Here is a 17567-nt window from a genome sequence, read left to right on the forward strand (position 1 = left end):
TCCACCGATCCCGCCGGCCCGCATGGCGGTTCCGCCGCCGCCCTCGCGTGGGATCGTCTCCCCGCCGCCGCCGCATCGCCCGCCGCAGCGCCCGTCCGCCGCGCCCGCGGTGGTCGCCGCCGCGGCCAAGGTGGCGCCGCGCCCGAAGGAGGACTTCAAGGCCGGCGACCACGTCGTCTACCCGACCCATGGCGTCGGCCAGGTGCAGGGCATCGAGACGGTGGAAGCCGCCGGCTACTCGCTGCAGGTCATCGTCGTGACCTTCGAGGAAAACCGGATGACGCTGCGCGTTCCGGTGAACAAGGCGGCGTCCTCGGGCCTGCGCAAGCTGGCGGCCGGGGCGTCGATGCAGCAGGCGCTCGACACGCTGAAGGGCCGCGCGCGCATCAAGCGCACCATGTGGTCCCGCCGCGCCCAGGAATACGAGGCGAAGATCAATTCCGGCGACCCGCTGCAGATCGCCGAGGTGGTGCGCGACCTGCACCGCAATGCCGGCCAGCCGGACCAGTCCTTCTCCGAACGCCAGATCTACGAGCAGGCGCTCGACCGCCTGGCGGCCGAGGTCGCGGCGATCGACAAGACGGACAAGCAGGGCGCGATCGAGAAGATCCTCGGCTACCTCAGCAAGGCCGAGAAGGGCGACAAGGCCGCCAAGGGCGAGGCCGCGGAGAAGGGCGACGACGCGGAAGACTGATCGCCGCGCCGCCTTGCCGGATACGAAAAAGGCCCCGGGGAGCGATCCCCGGGGCCTTTCCTTTGGGCCGCCTTGCGGCGTCCCGGATCAGTTCGACTGACGCTGGCCCATCAGGGACAGCAAGAACTGGAACATGTTGATGAAGTTCAGGTAGAGGCCGAGCGCATCAAGCACGCTGCGCTTGCCGGCTTCCTCGGTGCCCTCGGCATAGGCATAGGCGAGGTAGTCCGCCTTGATGCGCTGGGTGTCGTAGGCAGTCAGGCCGACGAAGATCACCACGCCGAGGATGCTGATGGCGAAGGCGATCGCCGGGCTCTGGAAGAACCAGTTCACGACCATGGCGAGGAGGAGACCCCACACGCCCATCATCATGAACGAGCCCATCCGCGTCAGGTCGGCCTTGGTCGTGTAGCCGTAGAGGCTGACGCCGGCGAACATCGCCGAGGTGATGAAGAAGGTGCTGGCGATCGACTGCCCGGTGTAGAGCAGGAAGATGTTCGACATGCTGGCGCCCATGGCCGCCGCGAACAGCCAGAACACCAGCTGCGCCGTGCTCTTGCTCATGCGGTTGATGCCGAAGGACAGCACCAGCACGAAGGCGAGCGGCGACAGGATGGCCGCCCAGCCGAGCAGCGTGGGCTGGACAGCGGTCAGCCCGCTCGCCGTGCGACCGACCGTCCACAGGACGGAGGTCAGCGCCTGCGAGGAGGCGATGACGTATGCAACGATGCCCGTCAGCAGCAGCCCCGAAGCCATCCAGTTGTAGACCCGGAGCATGTAGGACCGCAGCCCGGCATCGACGGCGGCGGCGTCGGCGGTCGCGACGCGACCCCAGCCAGGCGCACCCGTCGTGAATCGAGTGTCGGGACCTAAGGCCATGGTGTGGAAGACTCCTCCGAAGGGGGATGATTCCCCGCTGGCACAGAATATGGACACTTTTTCATCCGGATCAACGGGAGAGCGAAGTGCCCGCCGACCGGCGAAGGCTAGTGCCGCCTTGAGATAGGAAGCCCGGCGCCCGCCCGCATCCCCCACCATCCCACGCAAGGATGGTCGAGACGTGAATGACCGGCACCGGAAGCGGGGCCGCACCGCGCGATGCGGCCCCAGGCCGGGCTCAAGGCCCGTTCAGCCGGATCCGGGAAGGCGCCTCGCGACGCCTGCCCGGGCGGTTTCTCAACGCTCGGCCGGCTCGACCGACAGCGCCACGGCCTCGGCGATGGCGACATTCACGCGCTGGCCGGGCTGGATGGTGCGGATGAAGGCCTGCATTTCCGGGGTGCGGACCGGCAGGGTGCGGCGCACGCCGCGCGAGGAGGTGAAGGTCACCGTATTCGCGGTGGTGTCCACGGCGTTGATCGTGACGGTGTCACGGACCGTCGTCACGACGGCACCGGCCGGACGCTGGCCGGCCGCGGCGCGGGCGGCGCCGACATCGATCTCGGCCGGCAGGTTGGTGCCGCGCGGCGTCAGCTGGACAGCCACCGCTTCCTCGAAGCGCAGGCGCACGCGGTTGCCCGGGCGGATCTGCGCGAAGTTCTGGACCTCGGGGCCGGCCACGACGGTGACCGTCTCGTTGCTCGGCGTGCGGATCGCGATCTGCCGGGTGCGGGCGTTCACGCTGCGGACGACGCCGACGGCCTCCTTCGCGGTGGACACCACGGTCGGCGCAGGCGGCTCGACCGGCTGCGGCGGGGTGCTGGCGCAGGCGCCGAGGCCGAGCAGCGGAAGGGCGACGATCGCGGCCAGCTTCAGGCGCGAGCGGGGGGTTTGCGACATGGCAGATCCTCAATGGAATTCTGAGGCCGGTTCAATTCGGCCGCATCGACCCTACAGGATGCGTCAGGCGGGCGGTAGGGCCGCCAGCGATCCGATTCCTGAATTTCGCGCAGGATTCCAGCCGGTTCGACGCTACCCCCTCGCCTATTCGTTACGCAACAATGGCGCCGGTGGCACCCGCAGCGCCAACGCCGTGCCGACATAGCCGAAGGCGAGCGTCAGCACCGTGCAGGCGAGCACCACCGTCGCCAGCGTGCCCGGCAGGAACACCCAATCCGCACCCATGACGAAGCGCACCACGCCCCAGGCGGCGGCGGTGCCCACGCCCGCCGCGATCACGCCCGCAGTGGCACCCAGCAGACCGAATTCCACCAGGAAGGCGCGGCGGATCTGCGCGCGGGTCGCGCCCACCGTCTTCAGCACCACCGCGTCGCGAACCCGCCGCCGCTGCCCGGCCGCCACCGCGCCGGCCAGCACCAGCGCACCGGCCGCGAGCGTCAGGGACGCCGTGGCCGACAGCGCCGTGCCGATGCGCGCGAGCAGCCCCGCGACCTGTTCCAGCGCATCCCGCACCCGGATGCCGGAGACATTGGGGAAGGCCTCGCTGATCGCGCGCAGCACAGCACCTTCCCGCGCCGCGTCGGACCGAACCGTCGCGATGTGGGTGTGCGGCGCCGCCTCGAGCAGGCCAGGGGATGCCACCAGCACGAAGTTCAGGCCCAGCCCGCGCCATTCGATGTCGCGCAGATTGGCGATGCGCAGCGGGATGTCGCGGCCGAGCACATTCACCGTGATGCTGTCGCCGATCCCCACCCCCCAACCGCGCGCCAGCGCCGCATCGAAGGAGACGAGCGGCTCGCCGCGATAATCGGCCGGCCACCATGTGCCGCGCACGATGCGCGTGCCCTCCGGCGGCGTGGCGGCATAGGTCAGGCCGCGATCGCCGCGCAGCGCCCAGGCGGTCTCGGGCGTGGTGCGCACCTGCTCGGCGGGCACGCCGTTCACCGCGACGATGCGCGCGCGCATGGATGGCACGCGCTTGATCTCGCTGACCGTGGGCTGGGCAAGCGCCACCCGGTCGAAGTCGCGCGCCTGGTCGGATTGGATATCGATGAAATAGAAATTCGGCGCCGCGGCGGGCAGCTGGTCGGCGATCTGCCGGCGCAGATTGCCCTCGATCAGCGCGACGGCGGCGAGCGTGGTCAACCCGATGCCGAGCGAGACCAGGATCAGCGGCGTCGGCGCGCCCGGCCGGTGCAGATTGGCCAGCCCCAGCCGCAGCGATGGCCGTCGCACCGTGCGGAAGCGCCGCGCGATGTCCATCAGCGCCAGCGCGCCGATGCGGAAGATGATGAGTGTCGACACCGCGCCGGCGACGAAGAAGCCGGCGAAGGAACGGTTCTCCGCCGTGGCGATGATCAGCACCGCCAACGCCAGCCCGGCCGCCGCGGTCCCTGCCACCAGCGCGAGGCGCGGCCGCACGCCGGCCGGCTGCAGCGTGTCGCGGAACAGCGCCGCGCCGGGAATTTCCATCGCGCGGCCGAGCGGCCACAGCGCGAAGGCAAGCGCCGTCAGCAGCCCATAAAGCGAGGCAAGTGCCAGCACCGACGGATAGAAGCCCAGCCGTGGCGGCACCGGCAGCGCATCGGCGAGCACCGCCGCCGCTGCCGTGGTCAGGCCGAAGCCCGCCGCCAGCCCGATGACGATGCCGGCCGCCGCCAGGGCCAGCACCTGCATCAAATAGGTCGCGAAGATCAGGCCGGGCGCCGCCCCCAGGCAGCGCAGCGTCGCGATGGTGCGCGCCCGCTGGTCGAGCCAGGACCGCACCCCCGTCGCGACGCCGATGCCACCCACCAGCAGCGCGGTCAAACTGGCGAGCGTCAGGAAGAAGGCGGCGCGATCAACGAAGCGATTGACCGCCGGCGCCGCCGCATCGGCGGTGCGGATGCGCCAGCCATTCTGCGGGAAGGCGGCGCGCATCGCCTCGGCGAAGCCAGCGCGATCCGCGCCCTGCGGCAAGGCGAGGCGGTATTCGAACGTGACCAGGCTGCCCGGCTGCACCAGCGCCGTCGCGTCCAGGTCAGCCATCGCGATCATCGCGCGCGGACCGAGGATGGACGGGCTCGTGACCTTGTCGGGCTCGGCGGCGATGGTCCCACGCAGGGTGAAGCGCGCATCGCCGATGCGGATCGTCGCACCGAGCTGCACGCCAAGCCGGTCGGCGACGATGCGTTCCACCACCACCTCGCCCGGCGCGAGCCGGCCCGGCGGGTCGAGCAGCAATTCCCCGAACAGCGGATAGGCGTCGTCCACCGCCTTCAGTTCGACCAGCGTGCGCTCGCCATCGGGTGCGACCGCCATGGCGCGCATGGCGGTGACGCGCGACAGCCGCACGCTGCGCGCCGCGAGCCAGTCGATCGCCTGCTGCGGCAAAGGTCCCTGCTGTGATGCGACCTCGACCTCGCCGCCCAGGATGCGCGACCCGTCGGCGGCGATGCCGGCCTCCACGCCAGCGCGCAGCGTGCCGACCGCGGTGATGGCGGCGACGCCGAGCGCGAGACAGGCGAGCACGATGCGCAGGCCCTTCACGCCACCGCGCAGGTCGCGACGGGCGTAGCGGAGGGCGAGGGAGAGGGTCTTCATGATGCGATTGGAGGGGCTTTGCCCCTCCAAACCACCCCACCAAAGGGCAGTGCCCTTTGGAATGCCGCTGCTGGGCGTTGTGCGCGGCTGTCAGGACCAATGCCGAAATCTGCTTCGGTGCTCGGAACACCGCCTCGTGCAGAACCAAGTGAGGGTTTCCAAAGGCCCTTAGGCCTTTGGCGGGGTGAGGTCCGGAGAGGGGCGGCGCCCCTCTCCGCGCGCAACTCCCCCATCACCGCGCCCCGTCCGACACGATCCGCCCATCCTCGATCCGCACCTGCCGCTCGCAGCGTTCGGCAAGCAGCGGATCATGGGTGATCAGCAGCAGCGTGGTGCCAAATGTCTCGCGCAGCCCGAACAGCAGGTCCATCACATGCGCGCCCGTGGCGCGGTCGAGATTGCCGGTCGGCTCATCGGCCAGCAGCAGCTTCGGTTCGGCGACGAAGGCGCGCGCAAGCGCTGTGCGCTGCTGCTCCCCGCCCGACAACTGCCCCGGATAATGCGTCAGCCGATGGCCGAGACCGACGCTGCGCAGCGCGGCCTCCGCGCGATCGAAGGCATCCGCGCGACCAGCGAATTCCAGCGGCACGGCGACGTTCTCGATCGCCGTCATGGTGGGCACCAGGTGGAAGGCCTGGAAGACGATGCCGACGGTCTCGCGCCGGAACACCGCGAGCGCATCCTCATCCATCCGCGTCAGGTCGTGGCCGGCGACCAACAGCGTCCCGCCGGTCGGCCGGTCCAGCCCCGCGAGCAGCATCAGCAACGAGGTCTTGCCCGAGCCGGACGGGCCGACGATGCCCACCGCCTCCCCCGCACCGACCGCGAGATCGACGCCGTGCAGGATATTGATCTCGCCCGACTGGGCCCTCACCTTGAAATGCAGGTCGGTGGCGAGGATCAGGCTCGCACCGGACTGGCGCCCCTCGGTCGTCGGGGTGGTGTGCAGAAGGGCATCCATGTCGATCAGATTTCCGCGGCTATCGAACCGATATGGGCGCCGCGCCGTCATTGGCAAACTTTCCGCCTGTATCGGAGTGTTTCCACTGCTCGCCGCCGCCCCGGCCCGGGCGGCCGAGATCCGGCTGCTGATGCTGGGCGATTCGATCACGGCGGCCTATGGATTGGCGCGCGGGCAGGGGCTGCCCGCGCAGCTCGAAGCCGCGTTGCGCGCCAGGGGGCGCCAGGTGCGCGTGATCGATGCCGGCGTGTCCGGCGACACCACGGCGGGCGGTCGCGCGCGGCTCGACTGGGCGCTGGCGGAACGGCCACAGGCGGTGATCGTCGCACTCGGCGGCAATGACGGGCTGCGCGGCATCGAACCGCGCGCCAGCGAAGCCAACCTCGCCGCCATCCTCGATGCACTGAAGGCGCGCGGGCTGCCGGTGATGCTGGCGGGGATGCTCGCGCCGCCCAATCTCGGCGCCGATTACGGCCGGGAATTCGCGGGAACTTTCACGCGATTGTCTGCGGCGCGGCCAGAGGTGGTGTTCTATCCCTTCCTCCTGGATGGGGTGGCCGGGAACCCCGGGTTGAACCAGCCCGACCGCATCCATCCGAATGAGGCTGGCGTCGCGGAACTGGTCCGTCGCATGATTCCGTCAGTCGAGTCGCTGCTGGGGCGGGTGCCCACTGGCTGACCCGTTTCCCGGCCTGAATGGGGGCCGAGAGATGCTGCGCCTGTTCGTTGCCCTGGGCCTCCCCGCCGAGTGCCGTGCCGATCTTTCCGCCCTGGCGGGTGGCATTCCCGGCGCGAAATGGGTGCCCCCCGACAATTACCATCTGACGCTGCGCTTCATCGGCGAGATCGAGAACTGGCGCGCGCAGGAGGTGGACGACGCGCTCGCGGCCATCCGCGGCACTGCCTTCGAGCTGTCGTTGCGCGGCGTTGGCACCTTCGAGAAGGCCGGTCGGATCCATTCCCTCTGGGTCGGCGCCGAACGCAACGACGCACTGACACATCTGCAGAACAAAGTGGAGACAGCGCTGCAACGGATCGGCCTCGCACCCGAGCGCAAGCGCTTTTCCCCGCACGTCACCATCGCGCGGACCGACCGGGCGCCGCCGGAAAAGGTCATCGCCTATGTCCAGGCGCACAACCTGTTCCGCGCCGCGCCTGTGCAGGTGGATTACTTCACCTTGTTCTCCTCACGCCTCGGCAAGGAGGCGTCGGTCTATACGCCCGAGGTCGAATACGACCTGACGGCGCGCCGGGCGGCGTAGCCGCCCGGCTGAGTCTTTGCTTGCCTCAAACGCCGGCGCCGCCATGCGGCGGTTTGGCTTGCGCGCCCTGCACTGGCGCGTTGGGCGCAGCGGTGGGTCTGGGCGCGGTCGCGCCTTGCGCTCCTGACCCGATGCCGGGCATCGGGCCGAAGATGGGCGGCACGCGCATCGTGCTTGCACGCGGCTCCGGGCGGCACTACGCCTGCGGCGTGGCCACGGTCCTTCGCCCCGTCGCGCGCCTGATCGCCATGATCCTGCTGCTGCAGGTCGTGCTGGCGCCGGCGCATTGCCTGGCGATGGTCACCGCCCCCGCCGGGCTGGAGACGGTGATCTGTTCACCCGACGGGATGCGCACCATGCATGTCGGGCCGGATGGTGAGGCCGTGCCGGCCCCCGAGGCGGCCGACAGCTTCTGCCCGGCCTGCCACGCGCTGCCGAAGGCCGCCTTGCCCGCCGCCCCGGTCGTCGCCACCCCGGCCTGGGTCGCCGAGACCATTGGCTGGCGTCCGGTCCCGACCTATGGCCTGCCGCCGGCCGCCCGCGCGCCACCCTTCTCGTCCAGAGCCCCACCCACCCTCGCCTGACGACAGCCGCCGCCGCGCTTCCATGCGCGGCCCTTCATGCTGCTCCAGACGAGGGTCCTTTCCATGTCCAGGCTTCCTGCCGCCGCGGCACTCTGCGCCGCATTCGCCGCCGCCCCCGCCGCGGCCCATGTCACGCTCGATCCGCCCCAGGCCGCCCCGCTCGCCTATGTGCGCGCCGCGCTGCGCGTGCCGCACGGCTGCGGCGATGCCGCCACCGCGCGCGTCACGGTGCAACTGCCCGATGGCGTGACCGCCGCGCGCCCCATGCCGAAGCCCGGCTGGACGTTGGTGCTGACGCCGCGCGCCGATGCGCCGGCGCCGGCCGGCCACGGCGCGGTGCCCGAATTGTCGTCGGTCACCTGGGAGGGCGGCCGCCTGCCCAACGAGCACTACGACGAATTCGTCCTGCGCATCCGCATGCCCGACCGGCCCGGCGAGACCATATGGTTCCCGATCCGTCAGGATTGCGAGGGCGGCGGCGTCGTCGATTGGTCGCAGGTGCCCGCTTCCGGGACGCGGCTGTCCGACTACCCGACGCCCGCCGCCTCGATCCGCCTCATCCCGCGTTGAAGGAGGACGCCATGCGCCGCTTCCTGCTCGCAGCCCTGCTGTTCGCAGCACCCCCCTTGGCACGCGCCTGCGATTCCGAGGCGATGAGCGCCGAGCTCACCGCCGTCTGCTCGGCCGCGCTGCGACCCGCGGTGTCCTGGGCGACGTCGCTGCGCCCCCAGGCCACGGCGGCGGAGGCGGCGGCGATGGACCGCGCCATCGCCGTCGCGACCGCCGCCTGCGAGACCGGCGACCCCGCCGCGGGTGCGGTCGAAGCCGTGCGCATCGCCCGCCTGGCCGGCCGCATCGAGGCGCGCACCGGCACCCCCGAACCGATCTGGCCGGACCGCCTGGCCAGCCGTTGATACCCGCCCCGCAAAGGTTCCGCCTTTGCGGATCCACTGCCCACCGCTGTCGCGCGCGGCCATCTCGCCAGAGCCGCGCGCCATACCGGCCCACCGAAGGTCAGGCCTTCGGCGAGCCCGCATGACATGAGCCTACGGAGAACTGCCATGACCATGATTCGTCGCCACGTGCTGATCGCCGCCGCCAGCCTGTGTGCCCTGCCTGCCGCCGCGCATGACTACACCGCCGGCGACATCGCCATCGGCCATCCCTGGACGCGCGCCGCGGGGGCCAATGGCAACGGCGCTGGTTTCCTGCGGCTGCGCAACACGGGAACCCAGCCGGACCGGTTGCTGTCCGCCGCATCGCCCATCGCCCGCACCGTGGAACTGCACAGCATGACGCGCGACGGCGATGTGATGCGCATGCGCCCTGTGCAGGACGTCATCGTCGCCCCGGGCGAGACGGTCGAGCTGCGCCCGGGCGGCCTGCACATCATGATGGTAGGGCTGTCCGCCCCGATGAACCAAGGCAGCCGCGTTCCGCTGACACTGCGCTTCGAACGCGCGGGGGAGGTGCAGGTGGAGCTCGCCGTCGAAGCGGCCGGCGCGCGCGGCGGCGGCGAGCATCATCACTGACGCCACGGACGGAGGGGCCTTGCCCCTCCGGCTCCGTCAGTCGAAGGGCTGGCTCGTCACATCCACCCGCGCTTCCGACCGCCACAGCGCGAAGGCGAAGCCTGCGACGACCGAGGCATTCCACTCGCTGCGGAACAGCGGGCTGTTCGCATTGGCGGAGCCGGAGAAATTCTCGATCCGGCCGCCGGCGACGATCGACAGCCGCTCGGTGATCGGCAAGCGGTAGGACACCGACAGCCGCGCGCCGACATAACCCGCCCGCGCATTGTAGGCCGGCCGTCCGGGCTGCGCGAATTCCGGCGCGACGTCGTAGAAATAGCCGGCGTAGGCATCGGTGCCGAACAGCACGCCGGCCGAGACGCGCAGCCGCGCATATTGCGAGAAGACGTGCATCCGCTCGTAGGCGATGTCGGGCGCAAAGGTGAAGCCGCGGAAGGAGATCGAGGACCAGTCGGTTGAGAACACCGCGCGCACCGGCGTGTCGATCACGAGCCGCGCCGGCGATGCCTCATTCTCCCCGCGCCAGACGGTGAAGCGGAGAGTGGGGCCGATCTCGCCCAGCCAGTCGAGGTCCGGCATGCCCTGCCGCGCCGTCACGTCGGAGGAAGCGGCGTGGAAGCCGCCGGAGGCGCTGACCGACAGTTCGATATCGTCAGCAAGGCTCGCCCGCGCGCGCATGCCGGAATCGTCGGATCGGAGAATGTCGCCACGATAGATCAGATAGGGCACCACCAGCCCGCGCACCTGGTTCTGGCTGGAGGCGGGATAGGCCGGCACGCTGCCGCCGCCGCCGGCGATCCCGACCTCGAAGACCGGCAGCTGCTGCGCGCGGGCCGGCAGCGCGGTGACGGCGCAGAGCAGGAGGGGAGCGACGGTGCGGATCATGGGCGTTCCGCCAGGATGAGCACATTCGGCAAGGGCGTGCCAGCCCAACAGGGCGCATCCGTCACGCGGTAGCCCGCGCCTTCCAGCAGGCTGCCGAGGTCGCGGGGCGGCAGTGGCGCGACCTCCCCGCCGCGCCCCAGGTCGGCGCCGAGCCGGCGCCGCACATGCTCCATCGCGAAGCCGACGGCGCTGCGCCAGCCTCGATCCGGGTCGAAGTTGCGGATGACGATGCGCGCCGGGCCGGCCGTGACGATGCGCGACAGCAATGCGCGCTGCGCGCCGTGCGGCATCTGCAGCAGCACGTCGATCAGCAGCACGGTGTCGCAGGCCGGGATCTCGGCGGTGGCGAGGTCGGCGACGGCGAAGCGCGCCGGCAGGCCCCGGGCTGCCGCATTCGCGCGCGCGATCTTGGCGGCGTCGAGGTCGAGGCCAGCGGCGCTGTCCGCCCGTCCCGCCAGCAGCAGCGCGAGGGCGAGTTGCCCGCGCCCACAGCCGAGGTCGAGCACCGCGCCGAGCGACGGCAGCGCGAGAAGCGCCGGCAGCACGGGATCGCCGCGCAGCTTGCCGCGCACGAAGCCCTGCGTGACGCGGCCGGCATGGCGGGCCGCGACCGCCTGCGCCAGGTCTTGCGCCAGTTGCGTCACAGATCCTTCAGCACCGCCCAGAGGTCGTTCTTCGCCTCGAAGCCGATGCCCGGCATATCCGGCATGCGGATACGGCCATCGACCACCGGCGTATTGCTCGCGAAGCCGCCGAAGGGTGCGAAGACCTCCGGGTAGGATTCGTTGCCGCCAAGGCCGAGCCCGACCGCGATGTTCAGCGCGAACTGGTGACCGCCATGCGGCACGCAGCGGCGGGGCGACCAGCCATGGAGTTGCAGCATCTCGAGCGTGCGAAGGTACTCGACCAGCCCGTAGGACAGCGCGGGATCGAATTGCAGGATGTCGCGATCCGGCCGCAGCCCGCCATGGCGGATCAGGTTGCGCGCATCGAGCATGGAGAACAGGTTCTCCCCGGTCGCGATCGGCGGGCCGTAATGCTCGGCGAGCGTCGCATGCGTCGCGTAGTCGAGCGGGTCGAGCGGTTCCTCGTACCAGCGCAGGTTGAAGGGCTCGAGCGCCGCGCCATAGGCGAGCGCCGCATGCAGCCCGAAGCGGCCATTCACATCGACGGCGAGGCGCGATCCGTCGCCGCCGAGCAGCTTCACCACCGCCTCGATGCGCGCGACATCCTCGCGCAGCGCTTCCTTGATCGGCGTGCCGGGGGCGCCGCCGATCTTCATCTTCACCGTGGTGTAGCCGAGGCCGAGATAGCGCTTCATCTCCTCGACCAGCGCATCGACGCCCTTGCCGGGATAGTAGTAGCCGCCGGCGGCATAGACCCAGGCCGCTTCATCGGCCTCGCCGCCGCGATGACGATCGGCGAGCAGCCGCCACAGCGGCTTGCCTTCCAGCTTCGCCGCGGCGTCCCACAGCGCCATGTCGAGCACGCCGACCGCAACCGAACGGTCGCCATGGCCGCCCGGCTTCTCGTTGCGCATCATCGCGGCCCAGGCGCCGGCGACGTTCAGGCTGCCGTCCTCTGCGGTCAGCATCGTCTCCGTACAGGCTTCGAGGCGCGGGACGAAGCGTTCGGCGAGCAGCCCCGGCTGCGCATAGCGGCCGTTGGAATTGAAGCCGTAGCCGGTGGCGCGTTTGCCGGCGCCGTCCTCGACCGTGATGGCGACGACGCTCGCCGTCATCTTCGAGAAATCGATATAGGCGTTGGCGATGGCGCTGCTGATGGGCACCACGCCCTGGCGGATGGAGGCGATGCGCATGCGCGGCTTCCCCGAATGATGACGGCGCGGTTTCCTACAGGGGTGGTGCGATCGGCGCAAACACCTCGGCAGGAAAGGCTTGCGGATGCTGCGGCGCAGCATCCGGCCTTCGCGGGGAAGCCGGCCGCACCGCAGCGCAGGGCTGAAAGTTCAGACCGCCTTGGTCGCGCGCAGGGCGGCGATCTCATCCGCGCTGAAGCCGAATTCCGCCAGCACCTGGTCGGTATGCTCGCCGCGCTCCGGTGTCGGGTTGCGCGCGCACTCCACGCCGGCGATCTGCATCGGCGCGCGCACCACCTCCAGCCCGCCGAGCCGCGGATGCTGCACCGTCATCGCGATGCCCAGGTGCTTCACCTGCTCATCTGCGAAGACCTGGTCCATGGCATAGACCGGGCCGCAGGGCACGCCTTCCTTGTTGAACTTCGCGACCCAGTTGGCGGAGGTGTCGGTCAGCGTCACCTTCTCCAGCAGCGCATTCACCTTCACGCGGTTCTTGCTGCGCAGCGCGTCGGTGGCGATGTCGGGGTCCTTCGCCTCCTCCTCGATGCCCAGCACCTTCACGATGCGGTCCCACATCACCTGGCCGCCGCCGGCGATGTTCATCACGCCATCGGAGGTCCGGAACAGCCCGGTCGGGATGGTGGTCGGATGGTCGTTGCCAGCCTGCTTCGGGACCTCGTGCTTCATGGTCCAGCGCGTGGCCTGGAAATCCATCATCGCGACCATGGCTTCCAGCAGGGAGACATGCACCCAGCGGCCCTTGCCGGTCACCTCACGCTCCAGCAACGCGACCATGATGCCGAGCGCGCAATACAGACCCGCCGTCAGGTCCGCGACAGGGATGCCGGCGCGCACCGGACCCTGCCCCGGCAAGCCGGTCACCGACATCAGCCCGCCCATGCCCTGCGCGATCTGGTCGAAGCCCGGGCGCTTCGCATAGGGCCCGTCCTGCCCGAAGCCGGAGATCGACCCCAGCACGATGCGCGGGTTGATCGCGGTGAGCGCGTCGTAGTCGACGCCGAGGCGCGTCTTCACGTCGGGGCGGTAATTCTCGACCACCACATCGGCCTTGGCGACCATGCGCCGGAATGCAGCGAGGCCCTCCGGCGACTTCAGGTTCAGCGTCATGCCGCGCTTGTTGCGATGGACATGCTGGAAGTCAGGGCCGTCACGTTCGCCACCCAGGCCCTTGCCCGTATCGACCTCGTCCGTTGCCTCGATCTTGATCACATTGGCGCCCCAATCGGCGAGCTGGCGCACGCAGGTCGGGCCGGAACGCACGCGGGTCAGGTCGAGCACGGTGAAACGGGACAGCGGCATCATGGGCAAGGGTCCTTCCGGTTGCGCCTGTGTTCGCACCGCCGGGACCGATCGGCAAGACGCCGGCTTGACGCGCCGGCCCGGCACGCTACGCCTTGCGCTGAACACTCAATCGGGACGGAGCGCCATGAGCGACGACATTCTGCACGAGGTCCGTGAGGGCGGCATCGCCTGGACCACCTTCAACCGGCCGCAGGCGCGCAACGCCATGCTGTTCCCGATGTACCAGCGCATCCAGGAACTCGCCGACGAGATCAGCGAAGACCCGAGCATCCGCGTCTGGGTGCTGACCGGCGCCGGCGGCAAGGCTTTCGCCTCGGGCACCGACATCTCCCAGTTCCGCGAATTCAAGACCGCCGAGGATGCGCTCGCCTATGAGGCGCGGATCGACAAGGTGCTCGGCGCGCTCGAACGCTGCAACACGCCGATCATCGCGGCCATCGCGGGGGCCTGCACGGGCGGCGGCCTGGGCATCGCGGGCTGCTGCGACATCCGCATCTGCGACACCGGCGCGCGCTTCGGCCTGCCGATCGCGAAGACGCTCGGCAACATCCTCAACATGAACAACTTCGCGCGCTTCTATGCGCTGGTCGGCCCGGCCGCGATCGCCGAGATGATCATGACCTCGCGCCTGTTCTCCTCGGCCGAGGCGAAGCATCTCGGGCTGGTGTCGGAAGTACTGGACACGCCAGATGCCGTCGCGGCGCGCGCGATGGAACTCGCCACCACCATGTCCACCCTGGCACCGCTGACGCTGAAGGCGACCAAGATCGCGTTGCGCCGCCTGCGTCACGCGACCGGCGAGGTCGAGGGCGACGACCTGGTGACGATGTGCTTCACCTCCGCCGATTTCCAGGAAGGCGTTGACGCTTTCCTCAACAAGCGCGCGCCTAAGTTCCAGGGCAAGTAAGGGCGGCCCGCGCCGCCTGGAGGAAACCAAGAATGACCATCCGCATCACCCGCCGCGCCCTCGGCGCGGCGGCGCTGGCGCCGCTGCTGCCGGCACCCGCGCTCGCCCAGGCCTATCCGTCGCGCACCATCACCATGCTGGTGGGCTTCGCGCCGGGCGGCGGGACCGACATCATCGCCCGCTTCCTTGCCCCGGCCCTGCAGGAGGAATTCGGCCAGACCATCGCGGTCGAGAACCGGCCCGGTGCTTCCGGTACGCTCGCCGTGCTGGCCATGTCGCGCGCGCGGCCCGATGGCTACACCATGCTGATGACGACGATCAGCGCCTCGGCCGTGGTGCCGCCGCTGATGAATCCGCCGCCCTTCGACATCCGCCGCGACCAGACCGCCGTGGTGCATGCCGCGACGGTGCCGCTGGTCGCCGTGGTGCCGGTCAATTCGCCGTCGCGCACGCTGCCCGAATTGCTGGCACGCGCGAAGGAGAATCCGGGGGTGCTGAACTATTCCTCCTCCGGCGTCGCGACGCAGCAGCATCTGGCCGCGGAACTGCTCGCCGCGCAGGCCGGCGTGCGCATGACGCATGTGCCCTTCCGCGGCACCGGCCAGGCGGTGAACGAGATCCTCGCCGGGCGCATCGACCTCGCCATCGACACCTTCCCCACCTACCTGCCGCATATCCGCGAAGGGCGCGTGCGCGCACTGGCGGTGACCATGCCGCAGCGCGTGGAATGGCTGCCGGAGACGCCGACCGTCGCGGAACTCGGCTTCCCCGGCTTCGACGCGGTGGTCTGGTACATGCTGATGGCACCGCCGGGAACGCCGCAGCCGATCGCCGATCGCTGGGTGGCGGCGGTGAACAAGGCCTATGCCAACCCCGATCTCCGCAAGCGGATCAGCGATGCCGGCTTCGTCGTCGGCGGCGGCACGCAGCCGGACGCGCAGCGCATGCTGACCACCGACGCGGACCGGTATGCCGCGGTGGTGCGCAACGCGAATATCCGGCTGGACTGACGGGCTACTGGCCTCGGGCGCGGCCTCGTTCGCTGCGCCCGGGACCTGCAGGCGGTCAAGCATCGCACCTGTCGTGGGCGCGCAGCCCTGCTAGGCTCACGCCAACAACCGGGAGCCTCCGCATGCTCGACCGCCGCGCCCTGCTCGCCGCCACCTTGGCTGCGCCGTCTGTCGCGCGCGCCCAGGCGGCCTATCCCGCACGCCCCATCCGCGTCGTCGTGCCCTTCGCGGCGGGCGGCATCATCGACGTGGTGGCGCGCATCATCTCCGAGCCCCTGTCGCGCAAGCTCGGCCAGCCCATCGTCATCGAGAACACGCCTGGCGCCGGCAGCACCATCGGCGCGCGCAACGTCGCCCGCGCGCCGGCGGATGGCTACACGCTGCTGCTGAACGGCGCGGCACAGGGCGTCATCCCCGCCCTGTTTCCCGATGCCGGCATCGATCCCGCGACGGATTTCGCGCCCATCGCGCTGCTCGGCGAACAGCCCTTCATCCTCGCGGTCCATCCGGCGGTGCCGGCGACCGACGTGCCGTCGCTGCTCGCCTGGCTGCGGTCAAAGCGCGGCGAGGCGACCTTCGCGACCACCGGCATCGGCGCGGCATCGCATCTGGCGGGTGAATTGCTGAAGACGCTCGCGGGCGTCGACTTCACCATCGTGCAGTATCGCGGCACGCCCGCGGCAGTGACGGATTTCGTCGCCGGCCGCGTGGAATTCATGATCGACAGCCAGACGCTGCTCGCGCCGCTGATGCAGGATGGGCGCGCCCGCGGCCTGGCGGTGACCACGGCGCGGCGGTCGCGGCTGGTGCCCGATCTGCCGACGCTGCAGGAAGCCGGGGTGGCAGGGTATGAGAGCTCGTCCTGGCAGGCGCTCTATGCCCCGGCATCGACGCCGCCGGCGATCCTACAGGCCCTGAGCGCCGCGACGCTGGAAGTCCTGGCCGATCCGGCAGTGCAGCAACGCTACGCCGAACGCGGCGTTGAACCACGCGCGGGCGATGCGGCGGCGTTGCGCAACTTCCTGAAAGCGGAGATGGATCGCTGGCTTCCGATCCTGCGCGCAACCGGCGCGCGGGCTGGCTGATACGCGCGGCACCTTTGCCGGGCGTATCCGCACGCGGGGTTGGTAGGGCGGCCGCGTGCCAAACTCAAGGCATACGGGCGGCAGCGACCTTTGACCACCAGTCATGCATCGCTGCCGCACGTATGACACCAATTCGATTTGCATTCGGGGGACGGAACGCGCATATCCCCCCCGTCACCTCGTCCGGCCCGGTTCTTCGGGCCTGCTCTCCGTGCCTTCCCTATGGTTGAGCCGCAGCGATGGCTGGCCCGTCGCGCATCCAGCGCGCCGGCATTTCCGTCGCGCATGTCGTGCGACGGCAACGCTCAACCCGGAGTCATCGGCATGAGCATCGGTACCGTCAAGTGGTTCAACGCGACCAAGGGCTACGGCTTCATTCAGCCGGAAGACGGCAGCAAGGACGTGTTCGTCCACATCAGCGACGTGCAGCGTTCCGGCCTGAACGGCCTGAATGAAGGCGACAAGGTCGAGTTCGAGCTGCAGCGTGGGCAGCAGGGCAAGATCTCGGCGGGCAACCTCCGCCTCGCCTAAGGCGTCCAGGGGGCGGCCTTCGGGCCGCCCTTTCCATCTATGACACGCGGAGAAACGCCGTGGCGCGAAAGCCCAATTACGGCCAGCAGCGTGCCGACGTGAACCGGTCGAAGCAGGCGAAGAAGGAAGCCAAGCAGCGCGAACGCGAAGAAGCGGTCGCGAAGCGCAAGGCTGCCGGACAGGACGCCGACGAGCCCGATACCACCGAGGCCAAGGAACCCGCGCGCGACTAAGCGCGGAGGAGAGACAGACATGGCCGCCAAACCAGGCAGCAAAGCCAATTTCGTGCTGTTCGACGTGTTCTACGAGGACGGCAGCCGCCGCTCGAACCGGAAGGTCCCGGCGGAGATCCTGGGCGGGCTCGACGGCGATGAGCCGGCCCGCAAGGTCATCGAGGAACAGGATAACGAGATCGCGAAGGCATCCGGCAAGGCCGCGCTGGCGATTTCGCAGCTTGTCCGCGTCGGCGGCAAGCGCAAGTAGCCGGCTCGGGGGAGGATAATCCTCCCCCTCGCCCGCGTGCCTATCTGATCGCGTGATTCAGGCCCCCGG

General features: G+C 70.0%; 21 protein-coding genes. 13 read left to right on the forward strand and 8 right to left on the reverse strand.

What is annotated here, in order from left to right; genetic code table 11:
* Nucleotides 1-694: CarD family transcriptional regulator (locus AC2YHJ_RS24795; RefSeq protein ID WP_487398861.1), on the forward strand; the 694-nt coding region annotated here is incomplete at its 5' end.
* An 87-nt stretch (nucleotides 695-781) separates the two neighbouring features.
* On the opposite strand, the gene AC2YHJ_RS24800 is transcribed toward AC2YHJ_RS24795, so the two are convergent.
* The 4 genes from AC2YHJ_RS24800 to AC2YHJ_RS24815 all read right to left on the reverse strand — a co-directional run bounded on the left by AC2YHJ_RS24800 (nucleotide 782) and on the right by AC2YHJ_RS24815 (nucleotide 6077).
* Nucleotides 782-1573, reverse strand: coding sequence for a Bax inhibitor-1/YccA family protein (locus AC2YHJ_RS24800; protein ID WP_487398862.1), 792 nt, complete (start codon nucleotides 1571-1573; stop codon nucleotides 782-784).
* Nucleotides 1574-1870: 297 nt separating this feature from the next.
* Complete coding sequence (locus tag AC2YHJ_RS24805; protein WP_487398863.1) at nucleotides 1871-2473, reverse strand: hypothetical protein; 603 nt, start codon at nucleotides 2471-2473, stop codon at nucleotides 1871-1873.
* A 144-nt stretch (nucleotides 2474-2617) separates the two neighbouring features.
* Nucleotides 2618-5116, reverse strand: coding sequence for an ABC transporter permease (locus AC2YHJ_RS24810; protein ID WP_487398864.1), 2499 nt, complete (start codon nucleotides 5114-5116; stop codon nucleotides 2618-2620).
* A gap of 232 nt (nucleotides 5117-5348) precedes the next feature.
* Nucleotides 5349-6077, reverse strand: a complete 729-nt coding sequence (locus tag AC2YHJ_RS24815; RefSeq protein WP_487398865.1) for an ABC transporter ATP-binding protein — start codon at nucleotides 6075-6077, stop codon at nucleotides 5349-5351.
* Between the two features lie 76 nt (nucleotides 6078-6153).
* Here AC2YHJ_RS24815 and AC2YHJ_RS24820 point away from each other — a divergent pair, with 76 nt between their 5' ends.
* The 6 genes from AC2YHJ_RS24820 to AC2YHJ_RS24845 all read left to right on the forward strand — a co-directional run bounded on the left by AC2YHJ_RS24820 (nucleotide 6154) and on the right by AC2YHJ_RS24845 (nucleotide 9455).
* The gene (locus AC2YHJ_RS24820) at nucleotides 6154-6756 is read left to right on the forward strand and encodes an arylesterase (protein ID WP_487398866.1); all 603 of its coding nucleotides are present in this window, start codon (nucleotides 6154-6156) and stop codon (nucleotides 6754-6756) included.
* 31 nt (nucleotides 6757-6787) lie between these two features.
* On the forward strand, nucleotides 6788-7339 hold the full coding sequence (gene thpR / locus AC2YHJ_RS24825) for an RNA 2',3'-cyclic phosphodiesterase (protein WP_487398868.1): 552 nt from the start codon (nucleotides 6788-6790) through the stop codon (nucleotides 7337-7339).
* A gap of 131 nt (nucleotides 7340-7470) precedes the next feature.
* The gene (locus AC2YHJ_RS24830; RefSeq protein ID WP_487398869.1) at nucleotides 7471-7923 is read left to right on the forward strand and encodes a DUF2946 family protein; all 453 of its coding nucleotides are present in this window, start codon (nucleotides 7471-7473) and stop codon (nucleotides 7921-7923) included.
* 63 nt (nucleotides 7924-7986) lie between these two features.
* Nucleotides 7987-8493 carry a YcnI family protein gene (locus AC2YHJ_RS24835; RefSeq protein ID WP_487398870.1) on the forward strand — a complete coding sequence of 169 codons (507 nt, stop codon included), beginning with the start codon at nucleotides 7987-7989 and terminating at the stop codon, nucleotides 8491-8493.
* Between the two features lie 11 nt (nucleotides 8494-8504).
* Complete coding sequence (locus tag AC2YHJ_RS24840) at nucleotides 8505-8837, forward strand: hypothetical protein (RefSeq protein ID WP_487398871.1); 333 nt, start codon at nucleotides 8505-8507, stop codon at nucleotides 8835-8837.
* A 147-nt stretch (nucleotides 8838-8984) separates the two neighbouring features.
* The gene (locus AC2YHJ_RS24845) at nucleotides 8985-9455 is read left to right on the forward strand and encodes a copper chaperone PCu(A)C (protein ID WP_487398872.1); all 471 of its coding nucleotides are present in this window, start codon (nucleotides 8985-8987) and stop codon (nucleotides 9453-9455) included.
* 36 nt (nucleotides 9456-9491) lie between these two features.
* Here the strand turns inward: AC2YHJ_RS24845 and AC2YHJ_RS24850 are convergent, their stop codons facing one another.
* The 4 genes from AC2YHJ_RS24850 to AC2YHJ_RS24865 all read right to left on the reverse strand — a co-directional run bounded on the left by AC2YHJ_RS24850 (nucleotide 9492) and on the right by AC2YHJ_RS24865 (nucleotide 13482).
* Nucleotides 9492-10340 (reverse strand): MipA/OmpV family protein, encoded by an 849-nt coding sequence (locus tag AC2YHJ_RS24850; protein ID WP_487398873.1) that lies wholly within the window; start codon nucleotides 10338-10340, stop codon nucleotides 9492-9494.
* Entirely contained in the window at nucleotides 10337-10984 is a 648-nt protein-coding gene (locus AC2YHJ_RS24855) for a methyltransferase domain-containing protein (RefSeq protein ID WP_487398874.1), read from the reverse strand. Before AC2YHJ_RS24855 ends, AC2YHJ_RS24850 begins: the two co-directional genes overlap by 4 nt.
* Complete coding sequence (locus AC2YHJ_RS24860) at nucleotides 10981-12159, reverse strand: enolase C-terminal domain-like protein (protein ID WP_487398875.1); 1179 nt, start codon at nucleotides 12157-12159, stop codon at nucleotides 10981-10983. The genes AC2YHJ_RS24855 and AC2YHJ_RS24860 overlap by 4 nt, the downstream gene beginning before the upstream one ends.
* A 150-nt stretch (nucleotides 12160-12309) precedes the next feature.
* Nucleotides 12310-13482, reverse strand: a complete 1173-nt coding sequence (locus tag AC2YHJ_RS24865) for a CaiB/BaiF CoA transferase family protein (protein WP_487398876.1) — start codon at nucleotides 13480-13482, stop codon at nucleotides 12310-12312.
* A gap of 124 nt (nucleotides 13483-13606) precedes the next feature.
* On the opposite strand from AC2YHJ_RS24865, the gene AC2YHJ_RS24870 reads away from it, so the two are divergent.
* The 6 genes from AC2YHJ_RS24870 to AC2YHJ_RS24895 all read left to right on the forward strand — a co-directional run bounded on the left by AC2YHJ_RS24870 (nucleotide 13607) and on the right by AC2YHJ_RS24895 (nucleotide 17498).
* Nucleotides 13607-14389, forward strand: coding sequence for an enoyl-CoA hydratase/isomerase family protein (locus AC2YHJ_RS24870; RefSeq protein ID WP_487398877.1), 783 nt, complete (start codon nucleotides 13607-13609; stop codon nucleotides 14387-14389).
* A gap of 32 nt (nucleotides 14390-14421) precedes the next feature.
* The gene (locus AC2YHJ_RS24875; protein ID WP_487398878.1) at nucleotides 14422-15399 is read left to right on the forward strand and encodes a Bug family tripartite tricarboxylate transporter substrate binding protein; all 978 of its coding nucleotides are present in this window, start codon (nucleotides 14422-14424) and stop codon (nucleotides 15397-15399) included.
* 122 nt (nucleotides 15400-15521) lie between these two features.
* On the forward strand, nucleotides 15522-16484 hold the full coding sequence (locus tag AC2YHJ_RS24880; protein WP_487398879.1) for a Bug family tripartite tricarboxylate transporter substrate binding protein: 963 nt from the start codon (nucleotides 15522-15524) through the stop codon (nucleotides 16482-16484).
* Between the two features lie 324 nt (nucleotides 16485-16808).
* Entirely contained in the window at nucleotides 16809-17015 is a 207-nt protein-coding gene (locus AC2YHJ_RS24885; RefSeq protein ID WP_168043352.1) for a cold-shock protein, read from the forward strand.
* A gap of 59 nt (nucleotides 17016-17074) precedes the next feature.
* Nucleotides 17075-17248 carry a hypothetical protein gene (locus AC2YHJ_RS24890; RefSeq protein ID WP_487398880.1) on the forward strand — a complete coding sequence of 58 codons (174 nt, stop codon included), beginning with the start codon at nucleotides 17075-17077 and terminating at the stop codon, nucleotides 17246-17248.
* Nucleotides 17249-17267: 19 nt separating this feature from the next.
* Nucleotides 17268-17498 (forward strand): hypothetical protein, encoded by a 231-nt coding sequence (locus AC2YHJ_RS24895; protein ID WP_487398881.1) that lies wholly within the window; start codon nucleotides 17268-17270, stop codon nucleotides 17496-17498.
* The last annotated feature ends 69 nt before the right edge of the window (nucleotides 17499-17567 follow it).

Source organism: Roseomonas sp. SRI_022 (assembly GCF_057586215.1).